Here is an 18418-nt window from a genome sequence, read left to right as displayed (position 1 = left end):
TTGGTCTAAGAATGAATTTAATTGCTGGAATGGTGAATTGGATGCTCTTAAATTAACTTTCGCAAGAGATCTAATATTTTGCCAAGAATGCTTATGGGTTGAGGCTTTTATGATAATCTAGCCAATCAAATTCAAATTTTTTGTCTGAAAAATAAAGAATTGTTAGTAAAACTTCTATTAATTTTATATTTTTTATCTAGCTGATTACATCAATTCACAGTAGAATGTGACGCTCTCTCAAGTCACATTGTGGCACGGTTTTCGACCTGCCCGTGGAGCCAAAATCAGCATGTTTATCGTTGCCGGTGCACCTGCACACTCTTCTTTTAAGAAAACTCAACTATTATCGCGTTTATCGTCAATTAGTTCTGTTCAATCAATTGAAAGCCAATGGGTTTACCTCTTTGACCAAGCGCTGAGCGAGCAACAACAGCAATCCGCTTTACAGCTTTTAAACGACGGTGAAGCATTTAATTTACGTCAAGCTGCAAGCGACGAAGTTCAAATTCTCGTGACTCCACGTCTCGGCACGATTTCGCCGTGGTCATCTAAAGCGACCGATATTTTCGCCAACTGTAATACGCCGGTTCATCGTTTAGAACGCGGCGTTTTATTTACTCTAAAGGGCGTAAATTCAGTTTCTGCTGAACTTAAAGCGGTGTTACATGACCGCATGACTGAAAGCACTTTCAATGCGATTGAAGATGCAGAAGCACTGTTTTTAGAAACTGAACCAAAACCACTCAATTCAATTGATATTTTGGGTCAAGGTAAAGACGCTTTAGTCAAAGCCAACAATGAGTTTGGTTTTGCGTTGTCGATGGAAGAAATTGATTACTTAACCGATGCATTTACCAACATGGGTCGTAATCCAAACGACATCGAGTTGATGATGTTTGCGCAAGCCAACTCTGAGCATTGCCGTCATAAAATCTTTGGTTCTGAATGGACGATTGATGGTGAGGTACAGCCATTATCATTATTCCAAATGATTAAAAACACCTATAAAGAATCACCAACAGACGTATTGTCAGCGTATAAAGACAACGCATCGGTGATTGTTGGTTTTGATACGCAGCGTTTTTATCCAACGCAAGAAGACAACGGTCAGTACGTTTATAAATATAAAAATCAAGCCGCGCATATCTTAATGAAGGTAGAAACCCATAACCATCCAACCGCAATTGCGCCATTTGCAGGCGCTGCAACTGGTTCAGGCGGTGAAATCCGTGATGAAGGTGCAACGGGTCGTGGTGGTAAGCCAAAAGCAGGTTTAACCGGCTTTACCGTATCTAACTTAAATATTCCAGGTTTTGAACAGCCTTGGGAAGACAACTACGGTAAACCATCTCGTATGGCGTCACCGCTTCAGATCATGATTGATGGTCCTTTAGGTGGGGCTGCGTTTAACAACGAATTTGGTCGTCCGGCACTTAATGGTTACTTCCGTACCTTTGAACAAAATGTCAATGGCGATGTAAAAGGCTTCCATAAGCCAATTATGATTGCTGGTGGTTACGGTAACATCCGTGCCGATCACGTTGAAAAAGATCCAATTTTACCAGGTGACTTACTCATTGTATTGGGTGGTCCTGCAATGTTGATTGGTCTTGGTGGTGGTGCAGCCTCTTCTGTAGATAGCGGTACGATGGGCGAGAGCTTAGACTTTGCGTCTGTACAACGTGAAAACCCAGAAATGGAACGTCGTTGCCAAGAAGTGATTGATACGTGCTGGCGCATGGAAGACCATAACCCAATCGTATCGGTGCATGATGTAGGTGCAGGTGGTGTATCAAACGCAATGCCAGAATTGGTGAACGACCATGAGCTTGGTGCGATTCTGAACTTACGTAAGATTCCATCTTTAGAGCCGGGCATGTCGCCAATGGAAATTTGGTCAAACGAAGCACAAGAGCGTTATGTGCTTGCGATTCGTCCAAGTTCTTTAGCATTATTTGAATCAATTTGTGCCCGTGAGCGTTGCCCATTTGCAGTTTTAGGTGAAGCCACAGAAGCACGTCACTTAACGGTTGAAGATCCACTGTTTGAAAACAAAGCAGTTGATATGCCAATGCAAGTGATGCTTGGTGGCACGCCACGTATGAGCCGTTCATACGAAACTGCTGAACGTCAAGGCGATGATTTTGATGCAGCTCAAGTGACTGATCTAAAAGATGCCATTTATCGTGTACTGAAAAACCCAACTGTTGCTTCTAAATCGTTCTTAATCACCATTGGTGACCGTTCGATTACAGGTATGGTGGCACGTGATCAGTTTGTAGGTAAATGGCAAGTTCCTGTGGCTGATGCTGCGGTTACCACTACAAGCTTACAAGGCTTTACCGGTGAAGCAATGGCGATGGGTGAACGTCCACCGGTTGCATTGTTAAACCCGGCAGCTTCTGCACGTTTGTCGGTTGCTGAATCAATTTCAAACATTATGTCTGCTAAAATTGCCAAAATCAGTGACATTAAATTGTCAGCAAACTGGATGGCAGCGGCAGGTCAAGCGGGCGAAGACCAAGCTTTATTTGAAGGCGTAAAAGCCATTGGTATGGAAATGTGTCCTGCTTTAGGTATCGCAATTCCTGTAGGTAAAGACTCATTGTCTATGCGTACCACATGGAATGACGAAGGCATCGATAAATCTGTGACTTCACCAATGTCAGGTGTGATCACTGCATTTGCACCAGTGACGGATGTACGTAAAACCTTAACTCCAGAATTGAAGAACTTAGATTCTGTGTTGGTACGTATTGATCTATCAAAAGGTCAATTCCGTTTGGGTGGTTCGATCTTAGCGCAAGTGTATAAAGCGATTGGCTCGGTGACACCAGATGTTGATAACTTTGACGATTTCAAAGCCTTCTTTGCTTTAGTACAAGATTGGAACGAACGCGGTCTCATTAAAGCTTACCATGACTTAGGTGATGGTGGTTTATTGGCAACCGTGGCTGAAATGATGTTTGCTTCACGTTTAGGTGTAGCTTTAGAAGATCAATCAGTTGCAAGTTTATTTGCTGAAGAAATTGGTGCAGTTGTTCAAATTGCCAAAGCAGATTGGGATGCTTTACAAGCTGAAGTTGCAGCATCAACATTAAAAGATGCCATTCATGTTGTAGGTACAGTTAACAATACAGATCAATTAACTGTTAATGGCTTAGTGCTTGAGCGCGCTGATTTACAAGTGGCATGGACTGAAGTATCACATCAAATCCAGCGTTTACGTGATAACGTCGAAACTGCCGATCAAGAATTTGCATTAATTACCGATAAAAACCATAAAGGTTTAATCGCTCAAGCAACGTTTGATTTAAACGAAGAGATTGAAGCACCGTTTATTAATCTACGTCGTCCTAACATGATGATTTTACGTGAACAAGGCGTAAATGGTCATGTAGAAATGGCAGCAGCGTTTGATAAAGTGGGCTTTAATACTGTTGATGTGCATATGAGTGATTTACTTGCAGGTCGCATTAGCCTTGATGATTTTGAAGGCTTAGTGGCATGTGGTGGCTTCTCGTATGGTGACGTATTAGGCGCAGGTGGTGGTTGGGCAAAATCGGTGTTATTTAACCCGAAACTGCGTGATCAATTTGAGAAATTCTTTAACCGTGACGAAACCTTCTCTTTAGGTATTTGTAATGGTTGCCAAATGTTGTCACAACTTGCGCCATTAATTCCGGGTGCAGACAATTGGCCACGTTTCCACCGCAACACATCTGAAATGTTTGAAGCGCGTGCTGTTAACGTACGTGTAGAAAAATCAAATTCTGTATTGTTACAAGGTATGGAAGGTTCGATTTTACCAATCGCTGTGGCGCATGGTGAAGGGCGTGTAGTGACATCTACTAAAAACCTTGCATCATTAAATGCAGGTAGCCAAGTGTTATTACGTTATGTAGATAGCCATGGTAACCCAACGCAACACTACCCAATGAACCCGAACGGTTCACCAGAAGCAATTTCGGGTGTAACGTCTACAGATGGTCGTGCCACGATTATGATGCCGCATCCAGAACGTAACTTCCGTGCGCTACAACATTCTTGGAAACCAGAAGATTGGGATCAAGATGGTGCATGGTTACGTATGTTCCGTAATGCGCGTCAATTTATCGGTTAATTGATTTAATTTAGACCTTAAAAAAGCCCTTCTTCGGAAGGGTTTTTTTTAATTATAAATCGCGCTATTGACCTTGTTTGTCGCTATAAATACGGTTTTATCTACTTGTAAGTTGGCAAAGCTCTAAGTGATTTTTATATATGCCAGCAATCACGCAATTTTTTAAATCCTCTTATTTGTTAGATAATGTCTATTATTTAAGCGAGTAAATGTATTTAAAGTAAGATTTAAAAACTAAAATGGCATGAATTTAAGTTAAATTATATATTTGAAAATACATAAAAATTTTAAGATTTTTGAGTTTTTTATTGCCGAAATAATCAATCAATAAGCATAAAATATTAAAACTACTTTATATCAAGCGATAAAAAATTGATTTATTTAAACCAATTGGAAAAAAACCATTTTTTAGATACAATGAGCAATATAACCACCTTTGGGTGGTTTTTTATTTTTTAGATTTATTGTAATTTTTACGTTCTCCTACTGGACTTGGTTTAGATTTTGCTTTTTATTCTTATTAATCGACATGTATTGCATGCTTTTTTAAGAAAAAACAACAATCCATCCAAAAACAGTATGTTCAGGTATGAGGTGATGACATGGCAAAAACGCTGGCGTTTTTAGATAAGGCAAGCCTGCGCCAAAAAGGTTGGAAGCTCTTTGCTTTGGTGTTGCTGCTGCAAGTAATTTTTATGGCTTTGGCTTATTTTATACATTAAGTTAAGCTTTAAAAACCACCGAAAGGTGGTTTTTTCTTTGAAGTTAATTTGAAATTTTAGCTTGGGCCATAAAATTAATCTTTAAAGATATTTTTATAAAAATAGAAATATTCATTTGTAATTTTATAATCGAAAGCAGTTTCGTTTTGAGCTTCTGCAAACCATGAACCATCAAGTAGTTTTTCGATAAATCCAAAACTTACCAAATCCATGTTAGCGTTGGGTAAACTAATGATTACCTTTGGTGAGTTTTCCATAAATTTAGTGTGTAATTCTTCTATAAGCATTAGTAAATGATTATTTAACTTAGTAATAATATAAGTATATTTATCAAATTCTTGCTTTGAAATGTCATTCTTTTGAAGCAGTATTAAAGTACGACCAACCATTCTGGCTTGTTGGTCTAAATAGGTTTGATCGAGAATCCCTAAAATTTCAAAACCTAATTCAGAGTTGCTCTTTTCTTTAAAGAATTTTGCGATGAAACCATGATTAATTTCTTCAGTTTGTTGAATAAAATTTAAAAGCTGTTTTTGTTTTTTTGCTGTTTCGAAATTTGAGTAAGCATCAATTAAGCTAATGATAATGGGGCTAAACGGAACAGATTTAATCAAATATTCTAGAAATGTAGACGCAGTTTTAAATACGATTTCATCAGTTATATTTTCAGCTGTAGTCAAAGCTAAATCCATTGTCACGCGCTTATTAGATTTATTAGACATATTCTTTATCACTTCATATTATTGGAATTATTTTAGTCAATTTGTGAGTAGTTTAGAATGCTAAAACTGATTTATTACGTACCTGAAAGCCATTTAGAAAGTAGCAAAACGGCAATTTTTAATGCAGGCGCGGGTGGTATAGGGAACTATGAACACTGTGCTTGGCAAGTCTTGGGTACAGGTCAATTTAAACCTGTGAAAGGTGCACACCCTTTTATTGGTGAATTAGACACTTTAGAACATGTGCCTGAGTGGCGGGTAGAAACTATTGTACCTTGTGACAAAGCCCGTGCCGTGGCACAGGCTTTGAGGCTAGCACATCCTTACGAAGAGCCTGCTTTTGAATTTATACAGTTATTTAATTTAGACGATCTTTAAATTTTTTGAATAAACAAATCACGGTCAAAGCGATATTGTGGGAAAAATACGCCATCTGCGGCGCGTTCGCCTGCAGCAATGACCATAATAGGATATTGGGCAGTATTTAAGTCCAAAATTTTGCATACCCAAGGCTCATCAAAGCCTTCCATCATACAACTGTCAAAACCATAAGCACGTAATGCCAAAACAAAATTTTCGCAGGCAAGTGCAGTGGTTTTGGTTGCCCAAAGTTTAGCATCGCTTGCATTAAATGCAGATACAGGTAAGGGCTTATTAAATTTTCGTGCTACACCAAAGGCAATTTTGCGCACATGCCCTAAACTATTTAAGATACCTGTTTTATAGTTATAGGGAATAAAGGTGTAGTACTGTTTGATGAATTTTGGCGTTTGTGGCAGTGGAAATTCGCTTAAATTACGTTTTGCCATGTCATCAATACGGTCAGTTCGTGCTACACATACAATTAACTCAGATGCTGTTTTAGCCGCAAGTTGTCCTAAACAGGCCTGAATCAATTGCTGTTTTTTGGTAGGGTCTTGCACTACATAAAATGTCCATGGTTGTAAGTTAGACGAATTTGGTGCAAGTAAAGCTAAATCTAAGCAGGCATCTAGCACATCTGTTGGAATGGTTTTGTCGGTAAATTTACGCACCGAACGGCGACTTTGTAATACTTTACGGAAATTTTCCACATCAATATCAGTGGGTGTTGCTTCAAAATAACGTTTCTTTTCAGATGAATTTGACATAAATTTTAATCTTCAGTTAATTAAATTGACTAAAATTGGCTGGGCGTTTTTGCATAAAAGCTGAAATAGCCTCACTCATTTCAGGGGAAGCGACGCGTTGCATAAACACCTCGGCTTCGTGATCAATACACTCAATAATCTGTGCAAGATTATGCTTCATTAACTGCTTGGTTTGTTGTAAAGAAGCTAAGGGAAGGGCTGCAAGTATTTTGGCTTGTTGCTCAGCTTCATTATAAACATCGTTTGAGATGGCATTGATTAAACCCACTTCAAGCGCCGTTTGGCTGTTAAACTTTTTTGCAGTAAATAAAAGTTCAGCGGCCTTATGATAACCTGCTTGTTGCACCAATAATTGGCTTGCCGCACCTTCAGGCGATAAGCCTAAACTTACAAATGGAATTTGAAACAGAGCGCTGTTATCGGCATATGCTAAATCGGCATGTAATAAAATCGTGACACCTATGCCAATTGCTACCCCACGAATGGCACAAATCAGCGGTTTAGAAAAACGTGCAGCAGCTTTTAATAAGATAAAGGGTGGAGCATCACCGGCTGGTGTGGTCCGTGGCAGTTGAATAAAAGTTAAAAAATCTTTCATGTCATTGCCTGCGGTAAAGTCGCCAGCTGCACCACGTAAAATCACCACGCGCACCTCAGGACTTTGATCGGCTTCAGTTAAAGCTTGTGCAATGTTTAAATATAAATCGCCATACAAAGCATTTTTAGCTTCGGCACGAGCAATGGCAAGGGTTAAAATCCCATCGTGTAAATTTGCTTGTAAATGTGGTTGTGCGTGTTGAATACAGCTTAATGTCATCGTACTATCCTTGCTTTAGATTTTATTAAATGGACGTTGGTCATTATGTCGCACATTTTTATGATCGACACAATAACTTGCGCGATTAAAGTGAAGATATGACAGCATACGCGTTTGACCATTTGGTTTTTATTGGCCGCTTTCAACCTTTTCATCTGGCACATTTGCAAACCGTTGAAATTGCCTTACAACATAGTCAACAGGTGATTTTGGCTTTAGGTTCGGCACAAGCTGAACGTAATCTGAAAAATCCATTTTTAGCCCAAGAACGTGAGCAGATGATTTTGTCTAATTTTTCTGTTGCCGACCAAGCGCGTATTCAATTTGTGCATGTGATCGATGTATATAATGATGTGAAATGGGTGAAGTTGGTTAAACAACTGGTTGCAGGTGTTACGCATGCTAATGATAAAATTGGCTTAATTGGTCATTTTAAAGATGAATCATCGTATTATTTACAGCTTTTTCCTGAGTGGAAAATGTTGGAATTGGATAGTTTAGTGGGTTCTATTTCAGCCACACCTTTACGTGAAGCTTATTATCGTGGGGAGATTCAAACAGAATTTTTCCCACAAGGCAGTATTCAATTTTTGCAAGAATTTCAAGACAATGAGATTTATCGCAAGTTGCAACACAAATATCAGCAGCAAGATCGCAGTAATATTTAAAGCATAGCTTTTTGTATTTCGGCCATGGATGGCGCTTGTATTGTTTTTAAAGCCTAATATGAACAAGCAATCATCAATGCCATTGATCGCTTTAAAACTTAAAAAACAACTCAGTTCATTTTATAAAATCAATTGAGTATTTTGTATGATTGTGATGGAAAATTACTACATGTAAAAAAGGCATTCTTATGAATGCCTTATAGATTTTAGCCTTGAGCTTGTAGGGCTTTTAAATCTTCTAAGAGTTGTTCTGCATGTCCTGCGGCTTTCACCTTACGGTATTCTTTAACCAATTTGCCCTGATGGAAAATAAAGCTTGAGCGTTCAATGCCCATAACTTGTTTGCCATACATGTTTTTTTCTTTAATCACATCAAAATGTTGACATAACACTTCTTCTTTATCACTGATTAAGTCAATTTTTAATTCTTGCTTGAGGGTAAAGTTTTGGTGGGCTTTGACTGAATCACGCGATACACCAAAAATAGTTGCACCTAAAGCGTCAAATTGATCTTTGAGACAAGAAAAACTGACTGCTTGAGTCGTACAGCCGGGCGTTGAATCTTTAGGGTAAAAATACACGATTAACCATTCACTTGGATGTGTGGCTAAATTAACTTCACCTTGAGTAGTGGCAAAGGTATGATCTAATAACGTGCTCATGCTCATCTCTTATAAGTCATAAAATGAAGTGATAAAAAAAGCCTACACAAGGCAGGCTTTTTTAGATAGCAAAATTAAGATTTTTTCTGTGCAGCTTGTGCTTCTTGCGTAAGTTTTTGCAATTTGGTCACCAATTGTGGACCAAAACAGGTCTTTAACTGTTCATTTTGCTTTTGCACAAAGGCCAAAGTCGATGGGCTTTTCTTTTGGTTAATGGTGCTTTGAATCTGCCATTTTTGGTCATTGGTTAGTTTACCATCGGCATTGACTGCACAGGTGCAGTACTTAGTAACTTCTGCTGTGGTCAGTTTTTTACCTTTATTGGTTTCTTCTTTACAAACATTCACTAAAGCATTTTTTACGTTGCTGCTTTGATATGCTTTTTGTAATGAGTCTTGTGCTTGCGCTGCTGTTGCAAAAGATGCCACAGCCATCACTGCACCAATAAGAATGTTTGATTTTAAAATGTTCATAGCCTCTACCTTGTTATTACGGTATATAACGTGTTGGATCTGCAACACCTGCGTCAATAAAGCCTTGCTTACGTAAACGACAGCTGTCACATGTGCCACAAGCACGTCCTTGGTCATCTGCTTGATAGCAAGATACCGTTTGACTGTAGTCTACGCCATGTTCTACCCCTAAGCGAATAATATTTGCTTTGGATAAATGTAATAAAGGTGTTTCAAATTTAAGTGGTTTGCCTTCCACACCTACCTTGGTGGCAAGGCGTGCCATGTTGGCAAATGCATCAATAAATTCAGGACGACAATCTGGATAGCCTGAGTAATCCACCGCATTAATTCCAATTACGATGGCTTCGGCGCCAAAGACTTCGGCAGCTGCTAAGGCATAAGACAAGAAAATGGTATTACGCGCAGGCACATAGGTAATTGGAATGCCTTCTTCTTCATGATCAGGCACATCAATACTATGATCAGTTAATGCAGAACCACCTAAATTACCTAGATCGATGTTAATAACACGGTGCTCAACGCCTGCTGCTTGCGTTAAGGCTTTGGCAGCATCAAGTTCGGTGGTTGAGCGCTGCCCATACATAAAGCTCAAGGCAATACATTCATAACGCGCTTGCGCCCATGCTAAACAAGTCGTTGAGTCGAGGCCGCCAGATAACAACACAATGGCAGGAGTGCGCATGTCTATTCTCCAAAAAATGAACTAAAATTAACGACCAGTTTCGTCATTCCACAGTAATTTATGTAACTGTAATTGAAAACGAACAGGGAGACGGTCATCTAAAATCCATTGGGCTAGATCGCGTGCCAATTGCGGCATACGAACAGCACCTTTTTCAACTGCAAACGCAGGCGAGAACCATACCGTGCTGACCTTATCTGCCAACTGGTACTGTTCAAGCTGCTGTTTTGACCATTCATAATCTTCACGATTACAAATCACAAATTTGATTTGGTCGTGCTGAGTCAAATGCTCCAGATTACTCAATAAATTACGTGCCACTTCACCTGAAGTTGGGGTTTTTAAATCTAAGACTTTTGATACGCGCGAATCAACTTTAGACACATCCAAAGCACCACTGGTCTCTAAAGACACTTGACAACCTAAGTCACTTAGACGCTGCATAAGCGGCAAAGCATTGGGCTGAGCCAATGGTTCACCACCGGTCACACACACATGCGCTGCACCATACTTTAATGTGGTTTGGATAATGTCATCTAAAGATTGGCGTTCGCCACCTTCAAAAGAGTAAGTGGTATCGCAATAGGTACAGCGTAGTGGACAACCAGTTAAACGAATAAAGACGGTAGGTAAACCTGCACTGTTGGCTTCACCTTGTAATGAATAAAAGATCTCGGTAATGCGTAAACCCGCAGATGGATCAGAAACAGGGATAGCAGAAGAGCGAAGCGTATTCATAACAAAATTAACCGAAAAGAAATAAGAGGAGTATAAAAATAAAAATCCCTACAACCATAAAAGTTGTAGAGATAGGAAACTTAACTTAAGTTCCATACGCCAACATTAAAACATTAATCTTCGCGTAATAAATCATTCAAGCTGGTTTTGGCACGCGTTTTCGCATCCACCTTTTTGACGATAATTGCAGCATACAAGCTGTAAGTACCACATTTAGATGGCAAGCTACCCGATACCACCACAGAACCGGCAGGTACACGACCGTAATGGATTTCGCCCGTTGCACGATCATAAATTTTAGTGGACTGACCAATGAAAACGCCCATAGAAATCACAGAGCCTTCTTCAACGATCACACCCTCTACAATTTCAGAACGTGCGCCAATAAAGCAGTTATCTTCAATAATGGTTGGATTAGCTTGTAATGGCTCAAGTACGCCACCAATGCCGACCCCACCCGATAAATGCACATTTTTACCAATTTGAGCGCATGAACCAACAGTCGCCCATGTGTCCACCATACTGCCTTCATCAACATAAGCGCCAATGTTGACATAAGAGGGCATGAGCACCACATTTTTAGCTTGAAATGAGCCTTTGCGTGCCACAGCTGGAGGGACAACACGTACACCGGCAGCCTTAAATTGTGCGTCTGTCCAGCCATTAAACTTGGTGTCTACTTTATCATAAAAACGCAGGTCGCATGACTCAATTACTTTATTATCGTTTAATTTAAAAGAGAGTAAAACAGCCTTTTTCAACCATTGATGAACAACCCACTCACCCTCAATTTTTTCAGCAACACGTAGGCTACCATTGTCTAAACCTGTAATTGCCTCTTCGACAGCTTGGCGAACTTCAGTTGGGCAATCATCTGCGCTAAAATTTGCTCTATTTTCAAAGGCTTGTTCAATAATTGTTGAAATTTTTGACATTTATCTTTCCTTATAAATAAAAAATTTTTCACGAGTGTACACCATATTTTTTAAAAAATAGATGAAAAATACCCTCATATTTACAATAAAAATGTACTATTTTTTTTTGCCTGAAAAGGGGGCATTTTTTGCATTATGCTGGTGCAGAAAAGCAAAATTTTAGGAAACAGAATTGTTTAATTATCAATAGATATTCTTATTTGTATCAAAAGATAACAAAAAATAATCATTTTTTGAGTGAAATTTAAGCCAAAAACAGCATATTATGTGCTGCATAACAATACATGAACACAAAAAAGCTCATTTTGAGGAGAAAAATATGAAATTACGTATGCTTGTTGCAGCAGCAGCTTTAGCAACTGCAGGTTCTGTTATGGCAGATTCGGCTGTTGTTAAGGATGGCTATGAGTTTCACGGTAATCAATTAGTTCCAGCTGCTGTACGTGCTGAAGTGGGTACCACAGGTTACGGTGGTGCTTTGGTGTGGACTGCCAACCCTAAAGTGGATATCGTATTAGGTTATAATGGTGGTGATATTTCTTGGTCTGATGACATTAAAGTCAACGGTGCTACCTATGATTGGGAGCAAGAAAATAACACTGTGTTTTTAAATGCACAAATCCGTCCATGGTCAAATTGGTTCTATATGGCTGCTGGTGTAGCTTACATTGATAATGATTATGACTTAAAAGGTAAAGCTTCAGGTCAAGATACTATTACCATCAATGGTGACAAGTACAAAGCTGACGGCGGTGTAGGGGCTGTTAAAGGTAAAATGCAATATGATAATGATATTGCGCCGTATGTGGGTCTAGGTTTCTCACCAGCTATCAATAATCGTTGGGGCGTATTTGGTGAAATCGGTGCTTATTACACAGGTAATCCATCTGTGAATTTGGTAGCAACTAACCTAACACCAATTGATCCTCAAACTACACAATATCAAGATGCACAAGATGCTGCTGATGCAGATGCACGTAAAATTGCCAATGATGACAAATATGAGTGGATGCCAGTGGCGAAACTTGGTTTAAGCTTCCGCTTCTAAGTATTGCTTACTCAAAAAAAAACGAGCTACGGCTCGTTTTTTTATTGATTCATTTTAAACTTATTGAGCTTGATAGTCTTGAATGACTTCTAATGCCGCACGAAAAGCTTCTTGCGTAGCAGGTGCGCCGCAATACGGTAAGCTATGTAATAATACTTCTTGAATTTCTTCTACTGTTGCGCCGTTGTTTAACGCGCCACGAACATGACCTTTGAGTTCGGTTGGGCTTTTTTGTGCAACTAAAAACGCAATGGTAACGAGCGAGCGATATTTACGTGGCAAGACGCCTTCACGTTGCCATGTTGAGCCCCAAGCATGTTCATTAATCCAATCTTGTAATGGCGCGGTAAAAGGCACAGTATTGTCTTGTGCGCGTTTGACAAAATGCTCTCCCATAACTTCGGTACGTACTTTTAAACCATTTTCATAATCTTGTTGTGACATATTTTCCTCGGTATTGTTAGTCTATAAAACCAACGCAGTTTAAACTGTAGCTTAGATTGCTGCCTACCCTAAAAAAGTCGTAGAAAAATAGATTGAAACTGATGCTGGAATATATTTGGCTTTTGATTATGTATTTTTGTTGGGATGATTTTGGGCAATAAAATCATAAAAAAAGCCCGCAATTGCGGACTTTTTAATGTATAAAATTTAAGCTTCGATGACTTGTACATCAATTTTTTTGGCAGCGTCCGCTTTACGACGTACCGCAGGTACTGGCTCGCCATAGTATTGACGATCAGCAAAATAACTTGAACGTACCATTGGTGCTGCCCAAATATTTTTAAAGCCCAACTTTTGACCGTGTGCGGTGTAACGCTCAAATTCTTCTGGTGTCACAAAACGGTCAATTGGCGCATGTTGCTTAGAAGGTTGTAGATACTGACCAATGGTGACATAGTCCACGCCATAGGCATGTAAGTCATCCAACAGGGCAATCACTTCTTCTTCGGTTTCACCAATACCCACCATTAAACCGCATTTGGTTGGCACATCAGGGCAATATTCTTTAAACATTTTGAGTAAATTTAATGAATGTTGATAGTCTGAACCCGGACGCATGGCTTTATATAAACGAGGCACAGTTTCGATGTTATGGTTAAATACATCTGGTGGGCACTCAGTCATAATACGTAGTGCAATATCCATACGACCACGGAAGTCAGGCACTAAAATTTCAAGCAAAGTATTTGGGCTTAAATCACGTGCTTCTTTAATACAATCTACAAAATGCTGTGCACCACCATCAAGTAAGTCATCACGATCCACCGAGGTAATGACGGCATATTTAAGACCTAAGTTGGCAATGGTTTCTGCCATATGACGCGGTTCATCAGGGTCAAGTGCATTTGGACGACCATGTGCCACATCACAAAATGGACAACGACGGGTACAAATGTCACCCATAATCATAAAGGTTGCCGTCCCCCCGCCAAAACATTCAGGTAGGTTTGGACAAGCCGCTTCTTCACAGACGGTATGTAATTTTTGCGCACGTAAGGTGGTTTTAATGCGTTGCACTTCTTCTGGTGCCGCCATTTTAACGCGAATCCAATCGGGCTTACGTGGGGTCTCCACCGTAGGAACAACTTTTACAGGAATACGCGCGACTTTCTCTGCGCCACGAAGTTTGACACCCTGTTCAGGTTTACGGTTTTCAGACATATTCAATTTTTCCACTGTTTTTTAACGGGGGAGATGTTTTAATCACAATGCGCCATTATAACCAAGTTCCCTTTAAATGGGGTAAAAACAGTATTCATTTTAGAAATGTTGTTGTTGGTTAATATATGATGACTAAATACAGTAAAACACAGCAAAAGCATTCTATTTGAGTGATAATATCTTTAAGATAAACAGCAAAATTGAATTTTTAAAGGAGCGTTGAATGCCACGTAAAAAAGAGGTCGTTAGTGGGACTTTCGTAAAATACGATGCGGTTGTTCTCGGTTCGGGCCCTGCGGGCGAAGGCGCGGCAATGAAACTTGCCAAATCTGGTAAGCGTGTTGCAATTGTAGATCTGCGTGAGCAACTCGGCGGTAACTGTACCCATGTGGGAACAATTCCAAGTAAAGCCTTACGTCAAACGGTCTCAAACATTATTCGTTATCGCCGTGACTCGATGTTTAAAAAAATGGGCGATTGGCGTCAATTTACCATGAAGCAAGTGTTGCAAAGCGCCCATAAAGTGATTCAGCAACAAGTAGATACGCACTCGCGTTTTTACGACCGCAATAAAATTGATATTTTCCATGGCCGTGCTTACATCCAAGACAAAAATACCGTTTTAATTTTTAGTCCTGAAGGAATTAACGAGACCATCATTTGCCAACAGATTGTTGTGGCAACAGGGAGTCGTCCGTATCGTCCTGCAATGCTTGATTTTAATCATCCGCGCGTTTTTGATTCGGATAAGATTTTAGACCTTGATTATTCAATCCAAAAAATCATCATTTATGGTGCAGGCGTAATTGGCTGTGAATATGCATCGATCTTTATTGGCTTAGACCACAAAGTCGATTTAATTAACACTCAACCTAAATTATTAAGCTATCTTGATGACGAAATTTCAGATGCGTTGTCGTATCACTTGCGTGAACAAGGCGTTTTGATTCGTCACAATGAACAGATTGATCATTTAGAAACCTATGATGATCATGTGGTGTTACATTTACAAAGCGGTAAGAAAATTAAAGCCGATGCCATTTTGTGGTGTAACGGCCGCTCTGGCAATACCGATGGCTTAGGTTTAGAAAATGTAGGCATCACGCCAAACAGCCGCGGTCAAATTATGGTAGATGACAAATATCAAACTGAAGTGGAAAATATTTTCGCGGCAGGTGATGTGATCGGTTGGCCATCTTTGGCCTCTGCTGCGTATGACCAAGGTCGTTCGGCTGGTGGTAATATGAGCGGTGAAGAAGGCATTAAGCCGGTGACCGATATTCCAACAGGCATTTACACGATTCCGGAAATTTCATCGATTGGTAAAACCGAACAGCAATTGACTGAAGAGAAAATTCCGTATGAAGTGGGTCAAGCCTCTTTCCGTCATTTAGCCCGTGCACAGATTACTGGGGATACGGTAGGTGAACTTAAACTGTTATTCCATCGTGATACCTTAGAAATTTTAGGGGTACATTGTTTTGGTAATAATGCTTCTGAAATTATTCATATTGGTCAGGCAGTGATGAACAGCCCGAACAACACCATTAAGTATTTTGTGGAAACGACGTTTAACTACCCAACCATGGCAGAAGCGTATCGTGTGGCAACTTTAAACGGTATGAATCGTTTATTCTAAATTGTGATGTTAAAAAAACCCGTAAGTTTAGACTTGCGGGTTTTTTTTGATGTTTATAAAAGCACCAACAAGGCATAGTACAATACAAAGCTACTGATCAAGCTGAGCCAAATCGGCACCTTGGTGCGTAATAAGGCAATTACCACAACCACAAAGATGACATCCCAAACAGAGCTTAAATATTTTTGCCCCATTTCAAGCACTAAATACAGTAACAATCCCACTACTGCGGCATTGATACCAACTAAGGCTGCAAATAAACGGGGTTTTTGCATTAATTTTGACCAAAATGGCAATAAACCAAACATGAGTAAAAATGAAGGTAAAAAAATGACCACGGTGGCAAATATTGCATTGACAACGGCTGATGAGCTTAATGGCAATAAAGCACCTAAATAGCTTGCAAAACTAAATAAAGGGCCAGGCATTAATTGAGCTAGGGCATAGCCTAAGTCAAACTGAGGTTGTGCTAATATGCCAGTTTCGACAAACTCTTGTTGCAGTAAAGGCAAAATAACGTGCCCACCACCAAAGACCAATGACGCTGTGCGGTACAGTGCCATAAAGCTTTCCAACCAAAGACTTGGATACACCCAATGTAGGATTGGAACAAGGAGAAATGGCAAGCTAAATAGGATTAAACATACGCGTGCTTTGATTCGCTGCTGCACACAGATAAGGGTTTGCTGTTGAGCCGGCTGTGTTTTGGGATTGGCATAATACATTCCTGCTATTGCCCCCATGCCAATCAACACAATTTGGTTAAAGCCATGCGGAAGCACGTAAATCAACATAGTAGCCAATAACATGATGATGTATTGCCAAGTCGTTTGGCAAAAACTGCGTAGCATTTGCCAAAATGCCCAAATCACCACGCTTAGCACCAATAACTGAATCACATGAAAAAAAGGCCCAGTGAGGTACGGGGTGAGTTGTACGCCCAATATGGCGGCAAGTGTCATCAGCAGCATAGCAGGGAGGGTAAAGCCCAGCCATGCGCATAGGGCACCGCGATAGCCTTTTAAGCTATAACCTAGCCCAATCCCGACTTGACTACTAGTCGGGCCGGGTAAAATTTGTGCTAAGGCCAGGATTTCACTGTATTGTTGTTCAGAGATATAATTTAAATCTTGAACCAAGCGTCGATAAAACAAAACCAAATGGGCAGCAGGTCCACCAAAAGCGCTACAACCCAAAATTAAAAAGAGCCAAAAAATCTGCCTGTAACTCAACTGTATCACGGTTTACTTTGTCCTTGTTGACATGCTGAGCAGACCGAGGCTACAGCATAAAATTCCACAATATAATTGAAAAGCATCTAAATCATATGACAAATAAGAAAAAGACCATGTCAAAGACTTACTTATACTCTGCAAGCCCCAGTTTTATGTGGGTGATAAAGCAGATTAAAACGGACGACCACCTGCAAGGCTAATGCGCTTGAGCAAACGACGTTGCTCACTTGGAAAAGATTTACGTGAATGCAAAGTGGCTTGATTGTCCCAAAACACAATATCACCTTGCTGCCAATGATGTTCGTAACGAAATTCAGGTTGAAGTAAATGGGCGCGTAATTTAGCAATCAATTCACTACCGGATTGATCTTCATAATCAATTAACTCTACTTCAGAGCGTTCACTCAGCCACAATGCTTTACGGCCGGTTTCAGGGTGGATACGTACCAATGGGTGTGCATAGCCATGACCAATGATGGGTTGCTGCTTAAAACGATATAAAGGCGTATTGCTATAACCATTTTGCCCTTTATTGCTGTTGGCACGTACAAATGGATTATAGGTAATCAGCTGTAAGGTATTAATTTGTGCTTGGGTATTGGGATCTAAGGCTTCGTACGCTTTAATGGTGTTATACCATAAGGTTTGGCCACCATCTTTTGGTAATTCAACGGCATAGAGCAGTGAACCAAAAGACGGTTGCGGTGTCCATTGATGATCAGCATGGGCAGCAAGTTCACCATGACCAGTATAATCACCTTGACCCACAGCATTTGACACAGGGACTACATCGGGTGGTGTACCGGTATCAGCTTGATAGGCCAACACGGGGTTGTCGGATGTAGGGCGGAAGATCGCGCCAAAATAACTGGCAAATGCTAAGTACTGCGCGTCGTCTAATACTTGCCCTTTAAATACTAAAATTAAATGTTTGGCGAGGGCTTGTTTTAAACGGTAAATGGTGTGTCCACTTTGCGCTTTTGCCGCATCTAAACCCCAAACTTCTGCACCAAGCGCGCCTTGAATCGGGCGGATTTTAACCTCAGCATCATTTTGTAATTGTTGTGGTAGATGCCAACGTGGCGCATCATGAATGGCTTGAGAAAGTGGTGTAAGAGTGGTCATTTTAATAGCTTATCTATTTATTTTGATAGGC

The 18418-nt window shown here is 40.1% G+C and carries 18 protein-coding genes; 6 read left to right on the top strand and 12 right to left on the bottom strand.

The features are described from left to right. Positions 1-289: 289 nt before the first annotated feature. Entirely contained in the window at positions 290-4123 is a 3834-nt protein-coding gene (gene purL / locus Q0017_RS07590; protein ID WP_298144860.1) for a phosphoribosylformylglycinamidine synthase, read from the top strand. Between the two features lie 602 nt (positions 4124-4725). Next, positions 4726-4845: a KGW motif small protein gene (locus tag Q0017_RS07585; protein WP_298144857.1), complete on the top strand. Its 120-nt coding sequence runs from the start codon at positions 4726-4728 to the stop codon at positions 4843-4845. A 74-nt stretch (positions 4846-4919) separates the two neighbouring features. On the opposite strand, the gene Q0017_RS07580 is transcribed toward Q0017_RS07585, so the two are convergent. Next, on the bottom strand, positions 4920-5567 hold the full coding sequence (locus tag Q0017_RS07580) for a hypothetical protein (protein WP_298144854.1): 648 nt from the start codon (positions 5565-5567) through the stop codon (positions 4920-4922). Between the two features lie 57 nt (positions 5568-5624). Between Q0017_RS07580 and Q0017_RS07575 the strand changes: the two genes are divergently transcribed. Further along, the gene (locus Q0017_RS07575; RefSeq protein ID WP_298144851.1) at positions 5625-5945 is read left to right on the top strand and encodes a YqfO family protein; all 321 of its coding nucleotides are present in this window, start codon (positions 5625-5627) and stop codon (positions 5943-5945) included. Here Q0017_RS07575 and Q0017_RS07570 read toward each other — a convergent pair. Together Q0017_RS07570 and Q0017_RS07565 are read right to left on the bottom strand one after the other, a co-directional pair. Next, positions 5942-6697 carry a nitroreductase family protein gene (locus Q0017_RS07570; RefSeq protein ID WP_298144847.1) on the bottom strand — a complete coding sequence of 252 codons (756 nt, stop codon included), beginning with the start codon at positions 6695-6697 and terminating at the stop codon, positions 5942-5944. The two genes, Q0017_RS07575 and Q0017_RS07570, sit on opposite strands and share 4 nt — an antisense overlap. A 16-nt stretch (positions 6698-6713) precedes the next feature. Further along, a complete protein-coding gene (locus Q0017_RS07565; protein WP_298144843.1) occupies positions 6714-7514 on the bottom strand; it encodes an enoyl-CoA hydratase-related protein in 801 nt (266 codons plus the stop codon). A 98-nt stretch (positions 7515-7612) separates the two neighbouring features. On the opposite strand from Q0017_RS07565, the gene Q0017_RS07560 reads away from it, so the two are divergent. Continuing rightward, the gene (locus Q0017_RS07560; protein WP_298144838.1) at positions 7613-8182 is read left to right on the top strand and encodes a nicotinate-nicotinamide nucleotide adenylyltransferase; all 570 of its coding nucleotides are present in this window, start codon (positions 7613-7615) and stop codon (positions 8180-8182) included. A 206-nt stretch (positions 8183-8388) separates the two neighbouring features. Here the strand turns inward: Q0017_RS07560 and Q0017_RS07555 are convergent, their stop codons facing one another. The 5 genes from Q0017_RS07555 to dapD all read right to left on the bottom strand — a co-directional run bounded on the left by Q0017_RS07555 (position 8389) and on the right by dapD (position 11675). Beyond that, positions 8389-8850, bottom strand: a complete 462-nt coding sequence (locus tag Q0017_RS07555) for a peroxiredoxin (protein WP_298144835.1) — start codon at positions 8848-8850, stop codon at positions 8389-8391. Between the two features lie 68 nt (positions 8851-8918). Further along, positions 8919-9317 carry a hypothetical protein gene (locus tag Q0017_RS07550; protein WP_298144832.1) on the bottom strand — a complete coding sequence of 133 codons (399 nt, stop codon included), beginning with the start codon at positions 9315-9317 and terminating at the stop codon, positions 8919-8921. Between the two features lie 16 nt (positions 9318-9333). Next, entirely contained in the window at positions 9334-10002 is a 669-nt protein-coding gene (gene queC, locus Q0017_RS07545) for a 7-cyano-7-deazaguanine synthase QueC (RefSeq protein ID WP_298144829.1), read from the bottom strand. A 27-nt stretch (positions 10003-10029) separates the two neighbouring features. Continuing rightward, positions 10030-10740: a 7-carboxy-7-deazaguanine synthase QueE gene (gene queE, locus Q0017_RS07540; protein ID WP_298144826.1), complete on the bottom strand. Its 711-nt coding sequence runs from the start codon at positions 10738-10740 to the stop codon at positions 10030-10032. Positions 10741-10853: 113 nt separating this feature from the next. Then, on the bottom strand, positions 10854-11675 hold the full coding sequence (gene dapD, locus Q0017_RS07535) for a 2,3,4,5-tetrahydropyridine-2,6-dicarboxylate N-succinyltransferase (RefSeq protein WP_298144824.1): 822 nt from the start codon (positions 11673-11675) through the stop codon (positions 10854-10856). A 319-nt stretch (positions 11676-11994) separates the two neighbouring features. Here dapD and carO point away from each other — a divergent pair, with 319 nt between their 5' ends. Then, positions 11995-12723: an ornithine uptake porin CarO gene (gene carO / locus Q0017_RS07530; RefSeq protein ID WP_298144822.1), complete on the top strand. Its 729-nt coding sequence runs from the start codon at positions 11995-11997 to the stop codon at positions 12721-12723. A 60-nt stretch (positions 12724-12783) separates the two neighbouring features. Here the strand turns inward: carO and Q0017_RS07525 are convergent, their stop codons facing one another. Both Q0017_RS07525 and lipA read right to left on the bottom strand, forming a co-directional pair. Next, positions 12784-13167 (bottom strand): carboxymuconolactone decarboxylase family protein, encoded by a 384-nt coding sequence (locus Q0017_RS07525; protein WP_298144818.1) that lies wholly within the window; start codon positions 13165-13167, stop codon positions 12784-12786. Between the two features lie 207 nt (positions 13168-13374). After that, complete coding sequence (gene lipA / locus Q0017_RS07520) at positions 13375-14388, bottom strand: lipoyl synthase (RefSeq protein WP_298144815.1); 1014 nt, start codon at positions 14386-14388, stop codon at positions 13375-13377. 223 nt (positions 14389-14611) lie between these two features. On the opposite strand from lipA, the gene sthA reads away from it, so the two are divergent. Beyond that, positions 14612-16027 (top strand): Si-specific NAD(P)(+) transhydrogenase, encoded by a 1416-nt coding sequence (gene sthA, locus Q0017_RS07515; protein ID WP_298144812.1) that lies wholly within the window; start codon positions 14612-14614, stop codon positions 16025-16027. Between the two features lie 53 nt (positions 16028-16080). Here the strand turns inward: sthA and chrA are convergent, their stop codons facing one another. Both chrA and Q0017_RS07505 read right to left on the bottom strand, forming a co-directional pair. Beyond that, positions 16081-17268: a chromate efflux transporter gene (gene chrA / locus Q0017_RS07510; protein WP_298144809.1), complete on the bottom strand. Its 1188-nt coding sequence runs from the start codon at positions 17266-17268 to the stop codon at positions 16081-16083. A gap of 165 nt (positions 17269-17433) precedes the next feature. Then, positions 17434-18387: a TauD/TfdA family dioxygenase gene (locus tag Q0017_RS07505; protein ID WP_298144806.1), complete on the bottom strand. Its 954-nt coding sequence runs from the start codon at positions 18385-18387 to the stop codon at positions 17434-17436. Positions 18388-18418 lie beyond the last annotated feature (31 nt).

The organism is uncultured Acinetobacter sp. (assembly GCF_947624825.1).
GTDB lineage: Bacteria > Pseudomonadota > Gammaproteobacteria > Pseudomonadales > Moraxellaceae > Acinetobacter.
This window is presented reverse-complemented; position numbering and strand designations above follow the sequence as displayed.